The sequence below is a fragment of the Hydrogenophaga pseudoflava genome (assembly GCF_004353865.1).
GTDB classification, from domain to species: Bacteria; Pseudomonadota; Gammaproteobacteria; order Burkholderiales; family Burkholderiaceae_C; genus Hydrogenophaga; species Hydrogenophaga pseudoflava.
On the sequence record NZ_CP037867.1, the window covers coordinates 782,602 to 803,647 of the forward strand.

Sequence of the window (21,046 nt, forward strand, 5' to 3'; positions counted from 1 at the left end):
TATTGTCGCTGGGCGCCCAACCAGCAACGCTGTCACCAAATTTACCCGGATAAAATGATTTACCCGGATAAAATAAACCATGTCCCAGACTTTCGACCCCTCCCATCCGCCGCGCACCAAACCCCTGTGGCGCATCTACCTGCTGTTCCTCGTGCCCATGGTGCTGTCGAACATCCTGCAGGGCCTCTCGGGCACGCTCAACGGCATATACATCGGCCAGATGCTGGGCACCCACGCGCTGGCGGCCGTCTCGGGCATGTTCCCGATCGTGTTCTTCTTCATCTCGCTGATCATCGGCCTGGGCGCCGGTGCGTCGGTGCTGATCGGCCAGGCCTGGGGCGCACGCGAGCCGCACAAGGTCAAGGCCATCGCGGGCACCGCGATCACCCTGGGTGCGGTGATCGGTCTGATGGCCGCGGTGGCGGGCACGGTGTTCGCGCGCGAGGCCATGGTGGCGCTGGGCACGCCGGCCGACGTGCTGGACGACGCGGTGTCCTACGCCCGCATGATGATGCTGTTCATGCCGCTGCTGCTGGTGTTCATCCTGCTCACCCAGCTGCTGCGCGGTGTCAGCGACACCGTTTCGCCGCTGCTGGCGCTGCTGATGTCCACCACCATCGGGCTGGCGCTCACGCCGCTGCTGATCAAGGGCTGGATCGGCCTGCCGCCGCTGGGCATCCGCAGCGCGGCGCTGGCCGGTTTCGTCTCGACCGCGGCGGCGCTGGCTTTCCTGGGGCTGCGGCTGCACCGCCAGGGCCACGTGCTGGCGCCCGACCGCGAGCTGCTGCATGCGCTGAAGCTGGACCGGGCCATCCTGGGCAAGGTCATGCGCATCGGCCTGCCCACGGGCCTGCAGATGGTGGTGATCTCGCTGTCGGAGCTGGTGATCCTGGCGCTGGTCAACGGCCACGGCTCGCAGGCCACGGCAGCCTACGGCGCGGTGACGCAGATCGTGAACTACGTGCAGTTCCCGGCGCTCTCCATCGCCATCACCGCGTCCATCCTGGCGGCGCAGACCATCGGCGCGGGGCGCATCGAACGCCTGACCCCGATCCTCAAGACCGGCCTGGGCCTGAACGCCGCGCTCACCGGTGGGCTGGTGCTGCTGGGTTACACCGTCTCCGGCTGGGCGCTGGGCCTGTTCCTCACGCAGGACAGCGTGCATGCGCAGGCCCAGCACCTGCTGCACCTGATGCTCTGGAGCATCCTGGTGTTCGGCTTCCAGGCGGTGATCGGTGGCGTGATGCGCGCCAGCGGCGACGTGCTGGTGCCGATGGCGATCTCGGTGTTCTGCATCCTGGGCGTGCAGCTGCCGGTGGCCTATCTGCTGGACGCGCGCCTCGGTCTGGAAGGCATCTGGATCGCGTTCCCCGTGGCCTATGTGACCATGCTGGTGCTGCAGAGCGCGTACTACCAGGGCGTGTGGCGGCACCGCAAGATCCGCAAGCTGGTCTGACCGGGCGGGGACTACGGGATAATGCCGCCCGTGGAGCGCGCCAGACCGCCGCTGGCACGAGACCCGAAAGGGTGTGCTGGAGGAACGTCCGGACTGCACAGGACAGCGTAGGAGGTAACACCTCTCCACCGACAAGTCGCAAGACCCTAAGGTGAGGATCAGAGCAACAGAGACGAGTCCGGTGGGAGTGCCGCAAGGCAGACCAGCCGGGGTGAAACGGGCAATCTCTACGCGCAGCAATACCAAATAGGCCAGCGTTGATGTGGTTCCGCGGAGCTGGCGGGTAGGTAGCACCGAGCCGGGTGGGCGACCCCCGGCCCAGAGGAATGGCGGTCACACCCGGGGCAACCCGGGTGCACAGAATCCGGCTTATCGGCGCGCTTCACACTTATTTCAGACGTTGAACCCACCCAGGCTCTGGATGTGTTCGACATGCGCCAGCATGGAGCGCTTGGCCACCGGCCACAGCCGTTCGGGCACGTCGTCGTAGGCGATCTTCACCCAGTCGTCCATGCTGCCATCCGGAATGGCCTGCATGGCGCGGGCCACCTTGGCTTCGCGCGCCAGCCGGTGCGCCATCAGATGGGCGATGGCGGCTCGGGCGCCGCCGCGTTCGGGCGCGCCGGGGTTGTCACCGCTGCGCGGGTGGTCGCCCAGCACGTAGCCGTGCGCCGGCAGGATGAAGTGGACACCGTGCTGCTCGCACAGCTGGTCGAGTTTGTCCAGCGAATCGAGGTAGGTGCCCATGTTGCCGTCGGGCGGATCGATGACGGTGGTGCTGCCGTTGAGGATGTGGTCGCCGCTGAACAGCAGGCCGTCTTCCTCCAGCAGCAGGCACAGGTGGTTGGCCGCATGGCCGGGGGTGTGCACCACCTGCAGGGTGTGTGCTGTGCCGTCGGGGGCGCTCAGCACCAGGCGCTCGCCGTCGGCCAGGGTGCGCTCGGGGGTGAAGCGGCTGTTTTCGCGCGACGTGGGCGCGCTGGGCAGGCCGAGGATGGGCGGCCTGGCCCGACCGGCGTTGGCGCACAGCACCTGCAGCCGGGGCGCGCCAGGCGAGTGGTCGGGGTGCGAGTGGGTGCAGACGATGGCGCGGATGTCGCCGCCCGCCGCGCGCCACAGCCGTTCGATGTGCGCCGGTTCGTCCGGACCCGGGTCGATCACGATGTGGCCGGTGGACGGGTCGCCGACGATGTAGCTGTTGGTGCCCGGCCCGGTCATGAAACCCGGGTTGGGCGCGGTGAGCCGCTGCACGTTCCTGAGCAGCGGCACCGGGCGCTCGGTCTGCCAGGCCAGCTCGTGCACCATCTGCCCGTCCGGGCAGACCAGCGCCAGCTCGCCATAGGGCATCTCGTGCTCCATGTGCCGCGACTCGTGGCCGTTCATCAGGCCGGCGCGCGGACAGCTGGTGAACAGCGGCTCGTCGTTGACCGCGCAGGCCTTGAGCACATCGTCCACCGAGGCATAGGTCTGCAGGCGCTCCAGCGTGCGGATGGTCGGGAAGATGATGAAGAACTGGCCCGCGGCATGGCGCGCCAGCGCGTCGGCCGGGCGCACCCAGAGCGGTTCGAACTGCTCGGACTCGTCGGCCACCGGTTCCTGCCCCTCGGGCATGCGCGCCACGAGGAAGGGCACATCGAAGCGGCGCGGCAGGTCGCGGTCGGTGACCCAGTGCGCCAGCACGAAGACCTCGCCTCCCGAAAGCGTCAGGCCCTGCGCGGCGCACTGTGCGGCGAACGGGGCCTTTCGGTCCAGCGCGGCGATCTGTGCCGTGTCCAGGTGCGAGCCATCGGCGTGTCGCGCGAGCAGGATGCCCAGCTCTTCGAAGCTCTCGCGGATGGCGGCGATGGCCTGCGTCAGGTGCCCGTCGCTTTGCGTGGCGCGGCGCGTGGAATGGCCGTGTGCCTGGGCATCGGCGGCGTCGATGCCGCCGCCGGGGAAGACGTAGGCGCCGGGCGCGAAGCTCGCGGTCATCGAGCGGCGCGTCATCAGCACTTCGATGCCCTGAGGCGCATCGCGCAACAGCAGGACGGTGGCGGCGGGGCGCACCGGGGCGGGTGCGCGCTGGGGGTGGAGCAGTTGGGTGGGGCGGACCATGCATCCATTGTGCGTGGACCGCCCGCCCGGCGCTGTCGCGCGGGCTTGGGGTTTACGCCAGCCCCAGGGCGTGCATCTCCGGTGAAAGTCCCTGCCAGGCGTTGTCGAAACCGGGCGTCGCACGCAGGGGGGGCAGCGGCGGCGTGCGCAGCGCCCAGTGGGTGCCGGCGATGACGCTGTCGATCACCGGCACGGGCACCTGGGCCTGCACCGCGGCGGCCATGCCGGCCAGGCCCGCGCCGCCCAGGATGACGGCCTGGACGCCCAGCTGGTGAGCGGCGTCCCGGCAGGCCTGGGCCAGCAGGCGGTGGGCGCCGGCCGGGTCGGCGGCGAGCTGCGCGCCGGTGGGCGCCACGGTGTGGATGCCGGCCGGTTGCTGGGCCTGGCCCAATGCCTGCGCGAGCCGTTGCAGCATCGGCGCCCAGCGTTCGCCGCCGGTGACGATGGCGTAGCGCCCGTGGCGCGCGGCCTCGATGAAGGCCGCTTCGGCCAGGCCGGTCACCGGGGCCGGGCTGGACTCGCGCAACGCCATCAGGCCCGGGTCGCCGAAGCAGCCGATCAGCACGGCGTCGGGTTGGGTCGGCTCGCGGTCGAGTGCCGCCGCCCAGGCGTCGAGCGCCGCGTGCGCGGCCACGGCGTAGCTGGCCTCGTCGGCGATGTAGGGCGCACCGAAGCGGGCGGTGACCGTCTGCACCACCACGTGTGAACCGGCGGCGGCCTGCACGTGGGTCTGCAGCAGCGCGCTGACGCGCTCCGAGGTGTTGGGATTGATGACCAGCAGCCGTTTCATGAGCCGAACAGTTCCAGGAGGTCCGGTGCTGCTTCAGGAGCGGACGTGAAGCTGAGTTGTGATTCCAGCCGTTCCAGATGCTCGCGCATCAGCCGTGCGGCTTCCTTCGCATCGCGCAGCTGGATGGCGGCAATCAGGCCGCGGTGTTCCTGGCAGCCGCAGGCGGTGGCGTCCTCGCGCGCCTGGGCGTGCGGCGCGCTGTAGGCCATGAGGATGAGCGAGGTGCGCGAGACCAGCTCGCGCAGGATGCCGCCCAGGGTCTGGTGGCCGGCGTGTTCGGCGATCTGCAGGTGGAAGTCGCCCGAGAGGCGGATCGCACGCCGCATGTCGCCGGCCTTGCGCGCCGCCTCCTCGTCGCAGATGCAGGCCTTGAGCGCCTGGATGTGAGACGGGGTGGCCCGGCCGATGAAGCGCTCGACCAGCAGCGGTTCGATCATGCGCCGCACCTCGAACACCTCGTGCGCCTCCTGTTCGCTGGGTTCGGCAATCGCCGCGCCGCGGTTGGGTGTGAGCGTGACCACCTTCTCGTTGGCCAGCCGCACCAGCACGGGCCGGATGCGCGTGCGCGAGACACCGAAGGCCGCCGCCAGACGGTCCTCCACCAGCTTGGTGCCGGGCGGCAGCTGGTGGTCGAGGATGGCCGAGACCATGCGCTCGTAGATCGCCTGGTCGGACAGCGGCTGCGCGGCTGCTTTCATTTTTTCTTCAGCCACATCGCGAGACCGACGGTGAGACCCATGACCGCGAACGACACCACTGTGGTGACGGTGCCCAGCGCGTAGATGGCTGGCGTGGTGACGGTCGAGGTCAGGCCCTGCAGCTCCAGCGGCAGGGTATTGACGTCGCCGATGGCCTGCGAGGTGCGGGCGATCTCGTCCCAGCTGAGCGTGAAGCCGAACATGCCGATGCCGACCACCGAAGGACCGATGAGGGGCAGCACCACGTGGCGGAAGGTCTGCCAGGGCGTGGCGCCGAGGTCGCGCGCCGCTTCCTCGTAGGCCGGGTTGAATCGGTTGAAGACCGCGAACATGATCAGCAGGCCGAAGGGCAGGGTCCAGGTCAGGTGAGCGCCCAGCGCCGAGGTGAACAGGCCCAGCGCGGTGCCGTACTCCTCCAGCGTGGTGGTCGCGCCCACCGCTTCCAGCAGCCACTTGAGGCCGCCGTCGAGCAGGCGGAACTGCAGGCCGATGCCCAGCGACACGATGATGGACGGCATGATCAGGCTGGCCACCGTCACGTAGAACAGTGCGTTGCCGCCGCCCAGTTTCTTGCGGAAGGCCAGGCCCGCCAGCACCGACAGCACGACGGTGGAGGCCATGACCACCGCGCCCAGCATCAGCGAACGGGTGAACGCCGCCCCGATGTCCACCGTGCCCAGGCCTTCGGCCAGCTGGCGGAACCAGTGCAGTGACCAGCCCCGCATCGGGAAGGTGAGCCCACCCTCTGGCCCCTGGAACGAGAGCACGAAGATGACGGCCATCGGGCCGTACATGAACAGCACAAAGAGCGCGAAGACGGCAGCCAGCGGCCAGAAGCCGGGCGCGCGGGCGTCGGAGACTCGGGCTTGCATGCTCACAGCTCCTTCCTGATGTCGACCAACCGGGTCAGCCCCCAGATGATCATCAGAACCACGGCCAGCAGGATCACGGCGTTGGCCGCGGCCAGCGGGAACTGCAGGTAGGAGGTCTGCACCTGGATGATCTTGCCGACCGAGGCGATCTGCTGGCCGCCCATGACGCCGATGGTCACGAAGTCGCCCATGACGATGGTGATGACGAAGATCGAGCCGATGAGGATGCCGGTCTTGCACAGCGGCACGATCACGTTCCACAGCGTCTGCCAGGCACTCGCCCCGGCGTCGCTGGCGGCTTCGAGGAGGCTGCGGTCGATGCGCATCATGCTGTTGAAGATGGGCACGATCATGAACATGGTGTAGAGGTGCACGAAGGCCAGCACCACCGAGAAGTCGGAGAACAGCAGCCACTCGATGGGCTGGTCGATCAGGCCGATGCCCTGCAGGCCCTGGTTGACCAGGCCGTTGCGGCCCAGCAGCGGGACCCACGAGATCATGCGGATGACGTTGGACGTCCAGAAGGGCACGGTGCAGAGCACGAACAGCGCCGTCTGCATGCCCGAAGACCGCACGTGGAAGGCCAGGAAATAGGCGACAGCAAAGCCCAGCACCAGCGTGATCAGCCAGACCAGGAAGCTGAACTTGAGCGTCGAGAGGTAGGTCGAGAGCGTGACGCAGAAGTCACCGTGGTCGGTGAGTGCGGAGCAGCCCTCGAAGATGGCCAGGTAGTTGCGGACCGTGAAGGCCGGGATCAGCTCGTACTCGTTGAAGTCCCAGAAGCTGACCATCAGCACCAGGCCCAGCGGGATCAGGAAGAACAGCACGAACACCAGCGTGTACGGCGCGGCCTGCCACCCGGCGGGCACGGTGCGGTTGGGGCTGTCGGTGACGGGGGCCGTCACGGCGGTGTTCGTGCTCATGGGCTCAGAGGGGCTGGGTGGTCAGGCGGCGACGAACTCGTTCCACTTGCGGACCATGTACTCGTTCTCGTCCATCACGGCGTTCCAGCAGGCGATGCCGCCCATGCGCTGCTCGTAGCTGCCGCCGTCGCGCTTGGCGCCCTTCTTGGCCAGCAGGTCGCCGTTGGGGCTCTTGATGTCCTGGGTGGCTTCCTTGCCCTCCATCCAGTAGGCCCATTCGTACGGCTCCATCTTGGCCTTGGCGGTCTCCAGCACGGCGCTGTAGTAGCCCTGGCGGTTGAGGTAGGCGCCGGCCCAGCCGTCGAGGAACCAGTTGATGAACTCGTAGGCGCCGTCGAGCTTGCGGCCCGAGAGCGTGGTCGGCAGGCCAAAGCCGGCGGCCCAGGCGCGATAGCCCTCCTTGAGCGGCTGGAACACGCAGTCGATGCCCTTGGTGCGCACGGCGGTCACGGCCGGGCTCCACATGGACTGGATCACCACCTCGCCCGAGGCCATCAGGTTCACGGACTCGTTGAAGTCCTTCCACAGCGCGCGGAACTGGCCGGCCTTCTTGGCTTCGATCAGGGTCTTGATCGTCAGGTCGATCTCGGCCTTGGTCATGTTGCCCTTGTCGGCGTACTTGTGGATGCCCATGGCTTCCACCACCATGGCCGCGTCCATGATGCCGATGGACGGGATGTTCAGGATGGCGGTCTTGCCCTTGAACTCGGGGTTCAGCATTTCGGCCCAGCTGGAGATCGGGCGCTTGATCAGGTCGGGGCGGATGCCCAGCGTGTCGGCGTTGTAGACCGTGGGGATCAGGCTCATGAACTGGGTCGGGCTCTTGGCGAAGACCTTGCTCTTCTCGCCTTCCAGGAAGATCACCTTCTTGGGCGCGGTGCCCTGGTCGCCCACGGCCTTGCCGGCCACGGTGCCGGTGGTGAACAGCGACGTGATCTTGTCGGCGTTCTTGATCTTCTTGGTGTCAATGCCCTTGAGGTTGCCGGTGGGCACGATCTTCTTGAGCGAGAAGTACTCGGTGTCGATCAGGTCGAAGCTGTTGGGCGCGGTGACGGCGCGCTTGGTCACGTCGTCGGTGGTCACGGCCACGTACTGGATCTTGATGCCGGTGTCCTTCTCGAACTTCTCGGCGATGGCCTTGTCCTGGTTCACCGCGGTGCCCAGGTAGCGCAGGGTGATCTTTTCCTGGGCGATGGCCGGCGAGAGGCCGCTGGCCAGGATGCCGGCCAGGCCGGCGGTGCCTTGCAGCAGGCTGCGGCGCGACAGGCCGTCGTGCTGGATGTCGGTGGAATCGGGCATGGAGAACTCCTTGGTTGCAGGGGGAAGGACAGGGGAGGGGAAAACGGGCGCCATCAGGCGGCCAGGGCGTGCGCCTGGGTCGGGTTCCAGCTCAGGTCGGCGCGCTCGCCGGTCGCCCAGGGGCGGTCGACGAAGGCGGCTTCGGACAACATCACCGACACGTTGCGGTCGGCGCCGTCGCCGTCGAGCTGCAGGCCCAGCAGCACGTAGGTGCCCTGGTACTCCACGTCGCTCACGGTGGCGGTCCAGCCGGTGCTGCCGGCCTCGGCCAGGCGGATGTGGTCGTTGCGCACGGCCACTTTGCCGTCGGCGGTCTGCAGCACGTTGTGGCCGCCCATGAAGCGCGCCACGAACTCGCTGGCCGGCCGGTTGTAGACGGCGTGGGGCGGGCCGGCCTGTTCGATGCGGCCCTGGTTCATCACCACCATGGTGTCGGCCAGCGCCATGGCCTCTTCCTGGCTGTGTGTGACGTGCACGAAGGTCAGCCCCAGCTCGCGCTGCCAGTGGCGCAGCTCGGCGCGCATCTGGATGCGCAGGAAGGGGTCGAGCGCGGAGAGCGGCTCGTCCAGCAGCAGCACGCGCGGCTGGGTGATGAGGGCGCGCGCCAGCGCCACGCGCTGCTGCTGGCCACCCGAGAGTTCGCCCGGCTTGCGGTGCGCCAGGTGCCCCATGGCCACGCGCTGCAGGATGTCTTGCGCGCGGGCGTGGCGCTCGGCCTTGCCGATGCCCTTCATCTTCAGGCTGAAGGCCACGTTGTCCAGCGCCGAGAGGTGCGGGAACAGCGCGAAGCTCTGGAACATCATGGCCGTGCCGCGCGCGGCGGCGGGCAGGTTGGTGATGTTGCGGTTCTCCAGCAGGATGTCGCCGCTGGTGGTGCTCTCATGCCCGGCGACCATGCGCAGCGTGGTGCTCTTGCCGCAGCCCGAGGGGCCGAGCAGGCAGCAGTAGCTGTTGGCGGCGATGCGCAGGTCGATGGCGTCAACGGCCACGGCGCCCGGACCATACTGCTTGGTCAGGGCGATCAGTTCGACGGCGGCGGGGGCGGGGGTGACAGCGTCCATGCCGACCCTGTTGCACGAGCCGTGCCAGCTTTTTTGTATGCAATCCGCACAAGATTGCATACAAAACAGCACCGGCTTTGTGCGCAATGTGCTCGGTGGGGTGCGCCGCAGTCCGCGGCGGTGCGCATGCACCGGCACGGCGCGCACCGGGGTGGGCGGATAATCGAACCATGCGAGTGCACTTCACCAAAATGCAGGGCGCGGGCAACGACTTCGTCGTGCTCGACGAGACCCGTGGCCGCCTCGGTCTGAGCGCGGCCCAGTACCGTTTCCTGGCCGACCGCCACTTCGGCGTCGGCGCCGACCAGATCCTGTCGGTGCGCCCCGCGCCGTCGGACGGCGTGGACTTCGAATACGTGATCCACAACGCCGACGGCGGTGAGGTTGAACACTGTGGCAACGGTGCGCGCTGCTTTGTGCGCTACGTGCGCGACAAGGGGCTCACGGATCTGAACCCGGTGCGCGTGAAGGTGAAACACGGCGAGATCAGCCTGGCCCTGAACGACGATGGCCGCGTCACCGTGGACATGGGCGCGCCCATCTTCGACCTGGCGCGCGTGCCTTTCGACTCGGCGGGCCAGACGCCCACACCGATGGGCAACTTCGAGCGCTGGTCCCTGCCGCTGGCCGCTGGCGATGTGGCGCCGGTGGCCGTGCTCTCCATGGGCAACCCGCACGCCGTGCTGCTGGTGGACAACGTGGACACGGCGCCCGTGCCCACCTGGGGACCGCAGATCGAGCGCCATGCGCAATTCCCTGCGCGCGTGAACGCGGGTTTCCTGCAGGTGCTGGACCGCGCCCATGTGCGCCTGCGCGTGTACGAACGCGGCGTGGGCGAGACCCTGGCCTGCGGCACTGGCGCCTGCGCGGCGGTGGTGGCCGGCATCCGCCTGGGCCTGCTGGACGACAGCGTCGACGTCGAGACGCGCGGCGGCCGGCTCACCATCGCATGGGGCGACAATGCGGCCCATGACGCACCGGTCTTCATGACCGGACCGGCCACCTCGGTGTTCGAGGGCGAGATCGACGTCCCCGAGCTGGCCTGAACATCAGGATCGACACACTTCCATGACCGACCCGACCATTCCCCCGATCACCGAAGACGACATCGCCAACTACCTGGCCAACACGCCCGACTTCTTCGAGCGCCACGCGGGCGTGCTGGCGACGGTGCAGCTGAGCAGCCCGCACGGCCAGCGCGCGGTGAGCCTGCAGGAGCGCCAGGCCGAGATGCTGCGCGAGAAGATCAAGGGCCTGGAGCTGCGCTCGGCCGAGATGATCCGCCACGGCCAGGAAAACTCCGCCATCGCCGACCGCCTGCACCGCTGGACCCGCGAGCTGCTGATGACCCGCGACACGCAGGACCTGCCCCTGGTGGCGGCGCGCGAGATGGCGGCCCAGTTCAATGTGCCGCAGGTGGCGATCAAGCTGTGGGGCGTGGCGGACGACTTCTCCGGTCAGTCCTACGCCCAAGGCGCCAGCGACGACGTGCAGGCCTTTGCCTCGTCGCTGCCGCGGCCCTACTGTGGCGCCAACCCCGGTCTGGAAGCGGCCGGCTGGCTGGTCGATCCCGGTGCGGTGGCCTCGCTGGCCCTGATCCCGCTGCGCGCCGGTGAGGGCCAGGACGCATTCGGCCTGCTGGTGCTGGGCTCGCCCGATCCGCAGCGCTTTGCCGCCGACATGGGCACCGAGTTCCTCGAACGCATGGGCGACCTGACCAGCGCGGCCCTCTCGCGCCTGCGCCCCTGAACCTGGCAGAACCGTGGAGAGCGGTGCCGCGCCGATGAATAACGTCGACGACGCGGCGCTGGTCGAGGCCTACCTCGCCCATGTGCGCATCGACAAGCGGCTGGCGGCGCGCACCGTCGATCTCTACACCGGCGATCTGGCCCGGCTGGCGCAGAACGCGCAGACCGCCGGCGTCGGCCTGCGCCGGGTGCAGAGTGCGCACGTGCGGCGCTGGGTGGCGCAGATGCACAGCGCCGGCCGCAGCGCCCGCGGCATTGCACTGATCCTTTCAGGCTGGCGCGGCTTCTACGTGTGGCTGGGGCGCCAGGGCCTGGTGACCCAGAACCCGGTGCAGGACGTGCGCGCGCCCAAGGCCGGCAAGCCCCTGCCCAAGGCGCTGGGCGTGGACGAGTCGGTGCAGCTGGCCGCGCACGTGGAAGAGGGCGACGACCCGGCGCTGGAGACGCGCGACGCCTGCATCACCGAACTGCTCTATGGCTGCGGCCTGCGCATCGGCGAACTGGTGGGGTTGGATGTCGCCGCCAGCGGCACGGCGCGCGGCTGGATCGACCTGCAGGCGGGCGAGGCCCATGTGCTGGGCAAGGGCTCCAAGCGGCGCAGTGTGCCGGTGGGCCGCGCGGCGCTGGAGGCGCTGCAGCGCTGGCTGGCGGCGCGCCCGGCCCTGGCCGCCGAAGACCCGGCGCTGTTCGTCGGCCGCCACGGCACCCGCTTGACCCCCCAGCACATCCGGGTGCGGCTCAAGCGCCGGTCGCTGCTGGCCGGGCTCTCGACCCCGGTCCACCCGCACATGCTGCGGCATTCCTTTGCCAGCCACGTGCTGCAGAGCAGCGGTGACCTGCGCGCGGTGCAGGAGCTGCTGGGGCACGCCAGCATCGGCACCACGCAGGTGTACACCCGGCTGGACTTCCAGCACCTGGCCCGTGCCTACGACGCAGCCCACCCGCGCGCCAAGGGGCGCGGGCCGGCCAAGTCCTGATGGCGGTCCTTCGACCGACCGGGAATACCCGCTGACGAAACAGGGCGGGTCGATCAAAAATTCTTCTTGCAAATATCATTGCTTGCTTCTTTTAAATGCGCTGTCTGGCGCGACACCACTGGAGACTCCACCATGCCCCGTCTGCTTCTGGCCTTCAAGGCCGCATTGCTCGCCCTTTTCCTTGCGGTGTCGGCGCCGTCGCACGCGGCCGACGACGTGATCAAGACGGTCTACCACATGAGCGAAGGCATTCCCCAGGCCTCGCGCGCCATCAACAACATTCGCAACCACCTGGCGGCCGACCCCAAGGCCAAGATCGTGGTGGTCGCCCATGGCCTGGGCATCGACTTCCTGCTCGATGGCGCGACCAACCAGATGGAGCAGCCGTTTGCCGGCGCCATCGGCGAACTGGCGGCCAAGGGCGTGGAGTTCCGGGTCTGCAACAACACCCTGGTCTCGCGCAAGATCGACGCTTCCAAAGTGGCGATGGAAGCCAAGATCGTGCCTTCGGGCGTGGCCGAGGTGGCCCGGCTGCAGGCCCGCGAAGGCTTCGTCTACCTGAGACCCTGAACTGGCCCACCCCTGCGCCGCGCCTCGCGGCGCGTCACCCCCTCAAGGGGGCGATGCGAGCGGCCCGGCAGAGCCGGTTCCGCCGCATCCTTGGAAGAAGGCACGTTCGCCGGAGGGGTAGCTGTTCCAGGGCACCGCGGAACTGGCTTTGCCAGGCCGCCAGTGCCGCCCCCTGGGGGGTGACGCCGCAGGCGGCGCGAGGGGGACAATACCTCTCATGAAGATCATCAGACTCAAGCCCGGCAAGGAGCGCTCGCTGCAGCGCCGCCATCCCTGGGTGTTCGACGGCGCGATTGCCAAGGGCGGCGCCGATGCCGGAGAAACCGTGCGTGTGGACAGCGCCGACGGCCAGTTCTTGGCTTGGGGCGCGTACTCGCCCAGTTCCAGGATCCGTGTGCGCGCCTGGAGCTTCGACCAGGCCCAGCGCATCGACGCCGTTTTCTTCCGTGACACGCTGCGCCGCGCCATCGCACTGCGCGAGCGCATGGGTATTGCCAGCAATGGGCTGCGCCTGGTGCACGGCGAGTCCGACGGCCTGCCGGGCCTGGTGGTGGACCGCTATGGCGACACCCTGGTGGCCCAGTTCGGTGCGGCCGGGGTGGAGCGCTGGAAAGACGTGATCGCCGACGCGCTGGTCGAGCTGACCGGCTGCCCGCGCCTGTACGAACGCTCCGACGCCAGCGCCCGCGCGCTCGAAGGCCTGCCCGAGGTGACCGGCTGGCTGCGCGGCGACGGCCCCACCGCCTTTGAACTGCAGGAACACGGTTGGCGCCTGGGCCTGGACATCGCCCTGGGCCACAAGACCGGCTACTACCTGGATCAGCGCGACAGCCGGCTGGCGTTGCACGGGTACACGAAGCGCCTGAAGTTCGCCCAGGTGCTCAACTGCTTCAGCTACACCGGCGGCTTCTCGGTGGCGGCGCTGGCCGGCGGGGCCGGGCATGTGACCAGCATCGACTCGTCGGGTCCGGCGCTGGAGCGGGCGCGCGCCAACCTGGTGCTCAACGGGCTGGACCCGACCCAGGCGACTTTCCTCGACGCCGATGTCAACGCCTCGCTGCGCCAGTTTGTGGCCGAGGGCCGGTTGTTCGACGCCATCGTGCTCGATCCGCCCAAGCTGGCGCCGACGGCGGCGCACGCCGAACGTGCCGCCCGCGCCTACAAGGACATCAACCGCCTGGCCTTCAAGCTGCTGCCACCCGGTGGCGTGCTGTTCACCTTCTCGTGCTCGGGTGGCATCGGCGTCGAGCTGTTCCACAAGATCGTGGCCTCGGCGGCCTGCGATGCGGGCGTGGACGGCGCCATCCTGCAGCGCCTGGGCGGTGCCTGCGACCACCCGATGACCACCGCGTTCCCCGAGGGCGAATACCTGAAGGGATTGGTCGTTATGAAAAAGCTCTGAACAGCCTGGTCACATCGCTGCACTACACTCCCGGCCTGCTTTTTGCATACGGAACCTGCCATGTCGCTCATCCCCGCCACCATCCTCACCGGCTTCCTCGGCTCGGGCAAGACCACGCTGCTCAAGCGCGTGCTCACGGAAGCCCACGGCCAGAAGATCGCCGTGGTCGAGAACGAGTTCGGCGAAGAAAACATCGACAACGAGATCCTGGTGGCCGACACGCAGGAAAACATCATCCAGATGAGCAACGGCTGCATCTGCTGCACCATCCGCGACGACCTGCGCGCCACACTGGCCGACCTGGCACAGAAAAAACGCAAGGGTGAGCTGGACTTCGAGCGCGTGGTGATCGAGACCACCGGCCTGGCCGACCCGGGGCCCGTGGCGCAGACCTTCTTCATGGACGACGAGGTGGCCGAGCAGTACCTGCTCGATTCCATCCTGACCCTGGTGGACGCCAAACACGCCGCCGACCAGCTCAACGACCGCCAGGAAGCGCGCCGCCAGGTGGGCTTTGCCGACCAGATCTTCATCAGCAAGGCCGACCTGGTGTCCCAGGACGAGGTGGACGCGCTGATCCACCGCCTCAAACACATGAATCCGCGCGCGCCCATGCGCCCGGTGCATTTCGGCGAGGTGGCGCTCAAGGAGGTGTTCGACCTGCGCGGCTTCAACCTGAATGCCAAGCTGGACATCGACCCGGACTTCCTGAGCGTGGACGACCACGATCATGGCCATGAGCACCACGACCATGACCACGAACACGGCGAGCACTGCAACCACCCCTCACACCAGCACGGGCACGCCCATGGCCACCACCATCACCACGACGACGATGTGAAAAGTTTCGTCTACCGGGCCGACAAGCCGTTCGACCCTGCCAAGCTGGAGGACTTTCTGGGCGCCATCGTGCAGGTCTACGGCCCCAAGATGCTGCGCTACAAGGGCGTGCTGAACATGCAGGGCACCGACCGCAAGGTGATCTTCCAGGGCGTGCACCAGCTCATGGGCAGTGACCTGGGGCCGCTGTGGGCCGAAGGTGAGGCCCGCACCAGCAAGATGGTGTTCATCGGCATCGACCTGCCCAGGGACATCCTGGTCCAGGGTCTCGACCAGGCGCTGGTTTGAGCAGACGCTTGTGCCAACAAAGCGGGAACGGAGCCCCTGATGCTGTTTGTCTCGCTTCTCCAGAGCCTGGGTTTTCCCTCGGATCCCACGTCAGTGTCTTTGAGGGCCGCGTCGTTACAATCGCCGCCCAAGTCGGCAGCCCGCAGCCTACCCGAGTCATCTGTCCGCCAGCAGAGGCAGGCAGGCGCTACCGACGTTCGCAAACGGGGTATAACCACAAACCAGCCGGCTTCGGCCGAGCAAAGCGATGCGGTCGGGGGCTCCACCCCGTCCAGCGCGCCACCCCGCCACCAGGCAGCGTCAGGCACTGAGAGGAGATCCTTTGTGAAAGCCCAGGCCACCCCCACCGCGAAGAATCGCAAACCCGCCGCGTCGGCCGGCAAGGGGCGATCCGCGTCTGCTGTGGCCCCGGCTTCCAAGGCGCCTGCCAAGGCCGCTGCGAAAACCACGGCGAAGCCGGCCAGTGCCAGGGCTACGGTCGGCAAGCCGGCGGCCAAGTTGGCCTCCAAAACCGCTCTGCCTGCCGCCAAAAAGACGGCTGGCCCCAAGGCGCTGGCTGCCGCCAAGCCTGCGGCAGCTCCCAAGCCTGCAGCGAAGCCAGCCAGCAAACCGGCTCCGGTCAAGGTGCCGGCGCCACCGGCCAAGGTGGTGACCAAACAGAAGACGACGGTCGTGCCACCCCCCGTGGCCGCTCCGGCGCCCATCATCATCGAACCGACGCCGCGCCCTCTGGGCAAGCGGGCCGCCAAGAAAGTGATGATGGAACAGATGACACAGGCTGCGGTCATTCCGACCCATGCTCCCAACGCCGCCAAGGCGACCTTCTCTTTATCGAACGAACGTGTGATGACTGCTCCCGCGCCCACCGCCATCCAGAAAGACCCGAAACGTGCCAACAACTGGAAGTCTCTGCCGGTCGAGAAACTGACCGACCAGGACGTCCAGTCCATGCCCGATTCGGAGTACATGAACGACGTGCAACTCGCTTTCTTCCGTCGAAAGTTGACGCAGCTGAAGGACGACATGCTGGCCAACGCCGGCGAAACCACCGAGCACCTGCGCGAAGACACCGTCGTGGTTCCCGACCCCGCGGACCGTGCGACGATCGAGGAAGAGCATGCTCTGGAGTTGCGCACCCGCGACCGGGAACGCAAGCTTCTCAAGAAGATCGAGCAGGCCATTGCCCGCATCGACTCGGGCGATTACGGGTACTGTGAAGAGACAGGTGAGCCGATTGGTGTTGGCCGCCTGATGGCGCGCCCGACGGCCAGCCTGTCGCTGGAGGCACAACAGCGGCGCGAGCTCAAGCAGAAGATGTTTGGTGACTGATTGCGGCCTTTTCTGCGGAACACTCTCATACCCTGATCCATGTCCAAGGACGATTCCAGCGGCGGCTTTCTGTCCAAGGTGGTGAAGTTCGTGCGTCATCCGACCACGAGCTGGGCGGATCTGGACACCCGCAACGCCGACCGGGAGAGCGAATACAACAAGGCGGCGCTCAAGGAGATGATCGAGCGCAAGCGGCGCAACGACTTCGTGCGCAAGCGCGAGTTCGACATGCTGCGCAAGATTCGCAGCCGTGAGGGCGCCGTGGACGGGGCCCAGGGTGTTCGGCCGTCTTTCTTCCAGAGCAGTCTTCCTTCCAAGCCCGATGACCGGGCGATGACGCTCAAGAAGATCGACGAGATCGAAGCCCAGATGTCGATGCAGTGGTGGAAGACCAAGGGGCCTGACTCGCTGGTGACCGGCGGGTCCAATTCCGGGACGCACTCTACCGGAGGTACGCCCCTTGAGCGCAAGGTGGAAAAACCGGTTTCCCCCAGGGAGGCGGAAGAGCAGAGGCGCCTCAGAGCCCAGTACAACGAAACCGAAGCGGCGACACTGAGCGACGGCGAACCCACCACCTCGCCACCCCAGCCGCTTTCGGTGCCCGCTGCGAAGACGCAGGCACCGGCACCCACCCCGGACAACGTGCCGGTGCTTCGCGAAGCGGTTCCTCCGCCCAAGTCGGGGCCAGATACTGGCCCGGCGCCGTCGACTGCGCGCACAGGCCTGATGGCGCCCACTTCGGGTACGGCGATCGCAGGCGCCGCTCGCGGCGGGTCGGGGTCGGGCTTCTCGGCCTCGCATTTCTATGCGCTGGACGTGCACGAAATTGCCCAGGACCCGGAGGTCGAGGAAGCCGCCATCCGCTTCGCCAATGGAGACGATGCAGGCGCCGAGCAGGGGCTCAAGGACACGATTGCAGAAGGCGGGCCGCGCGAGAACCAGCTGGACGACTGGCTGGCCCTGTTTGACCTGTACCGGGCGACCGGGCAGATGGCACCGTTTGAGAGCCGTGCCGTGGATTTTGTGAATCGCTTCGGCCGCTCGCCACCCCAGTGGTACGACATGCCCGAGCTGGTGTCGTCCATGACCGGCAAGGCCTTCAAGCCGTCCGTCACGCCGACCCGGGCGTCCTGGGCCTGCGATCCTGAGCTGGATGCCCATGCTGTGGGCACGCTGCAGAACGTGTTGCTTCGAGCGCCTCAGCCCTGGGTGCTGGAATGGACCGAGCTGGAGTCCATCGACGTGAAGGCGGCGCGCGCATTGCTGGGCATCTTCACGCTCTGGGGCGATCAGGAGGTCGAGATCTCCTTCATTGACGCACCTCGCCTGCGCGAGGTCCTCAAGCAACTCACGCCTTCGGGGCGCCGGGACGTCGAACAGCTCTGGTGGGAGTTGCGCATGGCCGTCTTGCGGGTGATGAACCGGCCCGACGAGTTTGAGCTGACGGCGCTGGACTTCTGTGTCACCTACGAGGTGTCGCCGCCGGGATGGGAGCGCCCGCGCTGCCACTTCAAGGCCATGACCAACGGCGCCGTGGACCCCGATGAGGGCGCCTCTGTGCTGGGCGAGGTGGTGCGGGAGACCGTTTCTTCCGGCTACACGACGGAGTCGGGGGCCGAAGGCCCGTCGACAGAGTTCAATCATCTGGGGCTGGTGGAACTGTCTGGCGAGATCCGTGGTGATCCGCAGGCCACCCTGGAGGATCTGGAGCATCGGCTGCAGGGGGCCGATGTCATGATCATTTCGTGCCGCAACCTGATCCGTGTGGACTTCTCCGCGGCTGGCACGCTGCTGAACTGGGTGGCCGGGCACCATGCCTCCGGGCGACTTGTGCAGTTCGTGGATGTGCACCGACTGGTGTCGGCATTCTTCAATGTCATCGGCATCACCGAATACGCCAAGGTCGTCGTGAGGAACGATTAGGCCCGCCCCTGCCGCGCTGCGCGCGATCCCCTCAAGGGGATGGCACGGGCGGCCCCGGCGTAGCCGGTTCCGCGGTGCCTTGGAACGACTCCCTTCAATGCGCCGACGGGCTTGAGTTCGGCCCAGTTGCCTCCACTTTCTTTTGCTATGGACACTTTTCACGGAACCACCATCGTCTGCGTGCGCCGCGAGACGCCCGACGGTGTTCAGGTCGCCATCGGAGGCGACGGCCAGGTCACCCTGGGCAATGTCGTCGTCAAGGGCACCGCTCGCAAGGTGCGCAAGCTCTACCGCGACCAGGTGCTGGCGGGTTTTGCCGGTGCCACCGCCGATGCCTTCACCCTGTTCGAGCGTTTCGAGGCCAAGCTGGAAAAGCACCAGGGCCACCTGGTGCGCGCGGCCATTGACCTCACGCGCGACTGGCGCACCGACCGGGTGCTGCGCCGGCTCGAAGCCATGCTGGCAGTCGGTGACCGCAGTGCCGCGCTGATCATCACCGGCAACGGGGACGTGCTGGAGCCCGAACACGGGGTGGTTGCCATCGGCTCGGGCGGCGCCTACGCGCAGGCCGCGGCGCGGGCGCTGGTGCAGCACACGGCGCTCAGCGCCGAGGACGTGGTGCGGCAGTCGCTGGCCATCGCCGGCGAGATCTGCATCTACACCAACATGAACCACACGGTCGAGGTGCTTTGAACATGTCCTCCATGACGCCGCAGGAGATCGTTTCCGAACTTGACCGTTTCATCATCGGCCAGAACGGTGCCAAGCGCGCCGTCGCCATCGCGTTGCGCAACCGCTGGCGCCGCCAGCAGGTCGACGAAAAGCTGCGACCCGAAATCACTCCCAAGAACATCCTGATGATCGGACCCACCGGCGTGGGCAAGACCGAGATCGCGCGTCGCCTGGCGAAGCTGGCCGATGCGCCCTTCATCAAGGTCGAGGCCACCAAGTTCACCGAGGTGGGCTATGTGGGCAAGGATGTCGACAGCATCGTGCGCGACCTGGTCGAGATCGCGGTGAAGCAGACGCGCGAAACCGATATGCGCAAGCAGCGCATGCGCGCCGAGGACGCGGCCGAAGACCGCATTCTTGACGTGCTGCTGCCGCCGCCGCGTGGCCTGTCCGGTGAACCGCAGCCCAACCCCGACAGCACGGCTCGCCAGACCTTCCGCAAGAAGCTGCGCGAGGGGCAGCTGGACGACCGCGAGATCGAAATCGACCTCGCCGAGTCGGCGCCCGCCATGCAGGTCATGGGGCCGGCCGGCATGGAAGAAATGGCCGAGCAGCTGCGTGGCATGTTCAGCCAGATGGGACAGGAGCGGCGGCGCAAACGCAAGCTCAAGATCGCCGAGGCGAGGAAGCTGCTGATCGACGAGGAGGCCGGCAAGCTGGTCAATGAGGAAGACGTGCGGACGCGTGCGCTGCACAACACCGAGCAGAACGGCATCGTCTTCATCGACGAGATCGACAAGGTGGCCTCGCGCAGCGAGTCGGGCGGTGCCGAGGTGTCCCGCCAGGGTGTGCAGCGCGACCTGCTGCCGCTGGTGGAAGGCACCACCGTCTCGACCAAGTACGGCATGGTCAAGACCGACCACATCCTGTTCATTGCCAGCGGGGCCTTCCACCTGGCCAAGCCCAGCGACCTGATTCCCGAGCTGCAGGGGCGTTTCCCGATCCGGGTCGAGCTGCAGTCGCTGTCGGTGGACGACTTCGAGGCCATCCTCACCAGCACCCACGCCAGCCTGGTCAAGCAGTACCAGGCCCTGCTGGCCACCGAGGGCGTGGCGCTGGAGTTCAAGCCCGATGGCATCCGCCAGCTCGCGCAGATTGCCTGCGACGTGAACGAGCGCACCGAGAACATCGGCGCGCGCCGCCTGGCGACGGTGATGGAGCACCTGCTGGACGAGGTCAGCTTCGGCGCCACCTCCCTGCAGAACAGCACGGTGGTGATCGACGCCGCGTATGTGAACGGCCGGCTGGCCGAACTCAGCCGCAACGAGGATCTGTCCCGCTACATCCTCTAATGGCCGTTCCTGGCATGCAGTCCCGGCCGCCCTCAGGGTCGCTGGGATTTTTCATTGACCCCTGGCGGGCGATGCCCGCATCACTGGCCGTCTGTCGCCCACCCTGTGTGTAACAGGGTTTTCAAGCATCACATTCACAGCGCGCTGTAAGTGCTTGCTTTTGCTGCGTATTTTGAAGTTGAAATTGCTTCAAAATGTGTTCTAAGTGATTGATTTCATTGGAAAAAAACTGCCCGCAGAAGCTTGCAGCCACTGCTTTTCCTGCTACAGTGGAAAAAAGTGCAATTAAGTGGTGAAAAGTGTTTTTAGCAGGGTGATTCCGGGTGTTCCAAGGCGCTTCCTCTCTCAGTCTCGATGCCAAAGGCCGGCTGTCCATGCCGACCCGGCACCGCGACGCCCTGAGCGCCCAGTCCGGTCAGCTGACCATCACCAAGCACCCTCATGGCTGTCTGATGGTATTCCCCCGCGACGAGTGGGAGAAGTTCCGGGCCCGCATTGCCTCGCTGCCGATGGATGCGCAGTGGTGGCGTCGCATTTTTCTGGGTAATGCGATGGATGTGGATATGGACGCCTCGGGCCGGATCCTTGTATCGCCCGAGCTGCGCGCCGCAGCCGGCATCAGCCGCGACGCCGTGTTGCTGGGCATGGGTTCCTACCTGGAACTCTGGGATGCGCAGTCCTACGCCGCCAAGGAGGCCGAGGAAATGCAGAAACCCATGCCCGATGTGCTCAAGGACTTCAGTTTCTGAGGA

General features: G+C 67.2%; 20 protein-coding genes and 1 other RNA gene. 13 read left to right on the forward strand and 8 right to left on the reverse strand.

Annotated elements, in window-relative coordinates; genetic code table 11:
• Positions 1-79 precede the first annotated feature (79 nt).
• Together HPF_RS03910 and rnpB are read left to right on the forward strand one after the other, a co-directional pair.
• Positions 80-1,456 carry an MATE family efflux transporter gene (locus tag HPF_RS03910; protein ID WP_133155808.1) on the forward strand — a complete coding sequence of 459 codons (1,377 nt, stop codon included), beginning with the start codon at positions 80-82 and terminating at the stop codon, positions 1,454-1,456.
• Between the two features lie 32 nt (positions 1,457-1,488).
• Positions 1,489-1,844, forward strand: an RNA gene (gene rnpB, locus HPF_RS03915) — RNase P RNA component class A.
• 5 nt (positions 1,845-1,849) lie between these two features.
• Here the strand turns inward: rnpB and HPF_RS03920 are convergent.
• The 7 genes from HPF_RS03920 to HPF_RS03950 are packed head-to-tail and all read right to left on the reverse strand — an operon-like array spanning position 1,850 to position 9,193.
• Positions 1,850-3,550, reverse strand: a complete 1,701-nt coding sequence (locus tag HPF_RS03920) for an MBL fold metallo-hydrolase (protein ID WP_133155809.1) — start codon at positions 3,548-3,550, stop codon at positions 1,850-1,852.
• A 52-nt stretch (positions 3,551-3,602) separates the two neighbouring features.
• Positions 3,603-4,340, reverse strand: coding sequence for an aspartate/glutamate racemase family protein (locus HPF_RS03925; protein WP_133155810.1), 738 nt, complete (start codon positions 4,338-4,340; stop codon positions 3,603-3,605).
• Complete coding sequence (locus tag HPF_RS03930) at positions 4,337-5,038, reverse strand: GntR family transcriptional regulator (RefSeq protein WP_079364427.1); 702 nt, start codon at positions 5,036-5,038, stop codon at positions 4,337-4,339. Before HPF_RS03930 ends, HPF_RS03925 begins: the two co-directional genes overlap by 4 nt.
• Entirely contained in the window at positions 5,035-5,910 is an 876-nt protein-coding gene (locus HPF_RS03935; protein ID WP_079364428.1) for an ABC transporter permease, read from the reverse strand. Before HPF_RS03935 ends, HPF_RS03930 begins: the two co-directional genes overlap by 4 nt.
• A gap of 2 nt (positions 5,911-5,912) precedes the next feature.
• A complete protein-coding gene (locus HPF_RS03940; RefSeq protein ID WP_079364429.1) occupies positions 5,913-6,833 on the reverse strand; it encodes an ABC transporter permease in 921 nt (306 codons plus the stop codon).
• Between the two features lie 21 nt (positions 6,834-6,854).
• Entirely contained in the window at positions 6,855-8,132 is a 1,278-nt protein-coding gene (locus tag HPF_RS03945; RefSeq protein WP_066153568.1) for an ABC transporter substrate-binding protein, read from the reverse strand.
• Between the two features lie 53 nt (positions 8,133-8,185).
• Positions 8,186-9,193 (reverse strand): ABC transporter ATP-binding protein, encoded by a 1,008-nt coding sequence (locus HPF_RS03950; RefSeq protein ID WP_133155811.1) that lies wholly within the window; start codon positions 9,191-9,193, stop codon positions 8,186-8,188.
• 170 nt (positions 9,194-9,363) lie between these two features.
• Here HPF_RS03950 and dapF point away from each other — a divergent pair, with 170 nt between their 5' ends.
• The 10 genes from dapF to hslU all read left to right on the forward strand — a co-directional run bounded on the left by dapF (position 9,364) and on the right by hslU (position 20,294).
• The gene (dapF, locus tag HPF_RS03955; protein WP_079364432.1) at positions 9,364-10,239 is read left to right on the forward strand and encodes a diaminopimelate epimerase; all 876 of its coding nucleotides are present in this window, start codon (positions 9,364-9,366) and stop codon (positions 10,237-10,239) included.
• A 22-nt stretch (positions 10,240-10,261) separates the two neighbouring features.
• Positions 10,262-10,942: a DUF484 family protein gene (locus tag HPF_RS03960; protein WP_066153560.1), complete on the forward strand. Its 681-nt coding sequence runs from the start codon at positions 10,262-10,264 to the stop codon at positions 10,940-10,942.
• A gap of 34 nt (positions 10,943-10,976) precedes the next feature.
• Positions 10,977-11,918: a tyrosine recombinase XerC gene (locus HPF_RS03965; protein ID WP_133155812.1), complete on the forward strand. Its 942-nt coding sequence runs from the start codon at positions 10,977-10,979 to the stop codon at positions 11,916-11,918.
• 132 nt (positions 11,919-12,050) lie between these two features.
• Positions 12,051-12,488 carry a DsrE family protein gene (locus HPF_RS03970; protein WP_133155813.1) on the forward strand — a complete coding sequence of 146 codons (438 nt, stop codon included), beginning with the start codon at positions 12,051-12,053 and terminating at the stop codon, positions 12,486-12,488.
• Positions 12,489-12,705: 217 nt separating this feature from the next.
• Complete coding sequence (locus HPF_RS03975) at positions 12,706-13,890, forward strand: class I SAM-dependent rRNA methyltransferase (RefSeq protein ID WP_133155814.1); 1,185 nt, start codon at positions 12,706-12,708, stop codon at positions 13,888-13,890.
• A gap of 60 nt (positions 13,891-13,950) precedes the next feature.
• On the forward strand, positions 13,951-15,018 hold the full coding sequence (locus tag HPF_RS03980) for a CobW family GTP-binding protein (RefSeq protein WP_133155815.1): 1,068 nt from the start codon (positions 13,951-13,953) through the stop codon (positions 15,016-15,018).
• A 324-nt stretch (positions 15,019-15,342) separates the two neighbouring features.
• Complete coding sequence (dksA, locus tag HPF_RS03985; RefSeq protein ID WP_243721676.1) at positions 15,343-16,347, forward strand: RNA polymerase-binding protein DksA; 1,005 nt, start codon at positions 15,343-15,345, stop codon at positions 16,345-16,347.
• Between the two features lie 39 nt (positions 16,348-16,386).
• Positions 16,387-18,270, forward strand: coding sequence for a type IV pilus assembly protein FimV (locus HPF_RS03990; RefSeq protein WP_127804616.1), 1,884 nt, complete (start codon positions 16,387-16,389; stop codon positions 18,268-18,270).
• Positions 18,271-18,417: 147 nt separating this feature from the next.
• A complete protein-coding gene (hslV, locus tag HPF_RS03995) occupies positions 18,418-18,963 on the forward strand; it encodes an ATP-dependent protease subunit HslV (RefSeq protein WP_066153541.1) in 546 nt (181 codons plus the stop codon).
• A gap of 2 nt (positions 18,964-18,965) precedes the next feature.
• Positions 18,966-20,294, forward strand: a complete 1,329-nt coding sequence (gene hslU, locus HPF_RS04000) for an ATP-dependent protease ATPase subunit HslU (protein ID WP_079364438.1) — start codon at positions 18,966-18,968, stop codon at positions 20,292-20,294.
• 121 nt (positions 20,295-20,415) lie between these two features.
• Here hslU and HPF_RS23610 read toward each other — a convergent pair whose 3' ends face one another.
• Complete coding sequence (locus tag HPF_RS23610) at positions 20,416-20,670, reverse strand: hypothetical protein (RefSeq protein ID WP_164868307.1); 255 nt, start codon at positions 20,668-20,670, stop codon at positions 20,416-20,418.
• Here HPF_RS23610 and mraZ point away from each other — a divergent pair.
• Positions 20,618-21,043, forward strand: coding sequence for a division/cell wall cluster transcriptional repressor MraZ (mraZ, locus tag HPF_RS04005; protein ID WP_066153535.1), 426 nt, complete (start codon positions 20,618-20,620; stop codon positions 21,041-21,043). The two genes, HPF_RS23610 and mraZ, sit on opposite strands and share 53 nt — an antisense overlap.
• The last annotated feature ends 3 nt before the right edge of the window (positions 21,044-21,046 follow it).

Excerpts from the sequence above, each read along its gene's own strand:
- HPF_RS03910 (WP_133155808.1), top strand. The coding sequence starts at position 80 with ATGTCCCAGACTTTCGACCCCTCCCATCCGCCGCGCACCAAACCCCTG.
- HPF_RS03920 (WP_133155809.1), bottom strand. The coding sequence starts at position 3,550 with ATGGTCCGCCCCACCCAACTGCTCCACCCCCAGCGCGCACCCGCCCCG.
- HPF_RS03925 (WP_133155810.1), bottom strand. The coding sequence starts at position 4,340 with ATGAAACGGCTGCTGGTCATCAATCCCAACACCTCGGAGCGCGTCAGC.
- HPF_RS03930 (WP_079364427.1), bottom strand. The coding sequence starts at position 5,038 with ATGAAAGCAGCCGCGCAGCCGCTGTCCGACCAGGCGATCTACGAGCGC.
- HPF_RS03935 (WP_079364428.1), bottom strand. The coding sequence starts at position 5,910 with ATGCAAGCCCGAGTCTCCGACGCCCGCGCGCCCGGCTTCTGGCCGCTG.
- HPF_RS03940 (WP_079364429.1), bottom strand. The coding sequence starts at position 6,833 with ATGAGCACGAACACCGCCGTGACGGCCCCCGTCACCGACAGCCCCAAC.
- HPF_RS03945 (WP_066153568.1), bottom strand. The coding sequence starts at position 8,132 with ATGCCCGATTCCACCGACATCCAGCACGACGGCCTGTCGCGCCGCAGC.
- HPF_RS03950 (WP_133155811.1), bottom strand. The coding sequence starts at position 9,193 with ATGGACGCTGTCACCCCCGCCCCCGCCGCCGTCGAACTGATCGCCCTG.
- dapF (WP_079364432.1), top strand. The coding sequence starts at position 9,364 with ATGCGAGTGCACTTCACCAAAATGCAGGGCGCGGGCAACGACTTCGTC.
- HPF_RS03960 (WP_066153560.1), top strand. The coding sequence starts at position 10,262 with ATGACCGACCCGACCATTCCCCCGATCACCGAAGACGACATCGCCAAC.
- HPF_RS03965 (WP_133155812.1), top strand. The coding sequence starts at position 10,977 with ATGAATAACGTCGACGACGCGGCGCTGGTCGAGGCCTACCTCGCCCAT.
- HPF_RS03970 (WP_133155813.1), top strand. The coding sequence starts at position 12,051 with ATGCCCCGTCTGCTTCTGGCCTTCAAGGCCGCATTGCTCGCCCTTTTC.
- HPF_RS03975 (WP_133155814.1), top strand. The coding sequence starts at position 12,706 with ATGAAGATCATCAGACTCAAGCCCGGCAAGGAGCGCTCGCTGCAGCGC.
- HPF_RS03980 (WP_133155815.1), top strand. The coding sequence starts at position 13,951 with ATGTCGCTCATCCCCGCCACCATCCTCACCGGCTTCCTCGGCTCGGGC.
- HPF_RS03990 (WP_127804616.1), top strand. The coding sequence starts at position 16,387 with ATGTCCAAGGACGATTCCAGCGGCGGCTTTCTGTCCAAGGTGGTGAAG.
- hslV (WP_066153541.1), top strand. The coding sequence starts at position 18,418 with ATGGACACTTTTCACGGAACCACCATCGTCTGCGTGCGCCGCGAGACG.
- hslU (WP_079364438.1), top strand. The coding sequence starts at position 18,966 with ATGTCCTCCATGACGCCGCAGGAGATCGTTTCCGAACTTGACCGTTTC.
- HPF_RS23610 (WP_164868307.1), bottom strand. The coding sequence starts at position 20,670 with ATGGACAGCCGGCCTTTGGCATCGAGACTGAGAGAGGAAGCGCCTTGG.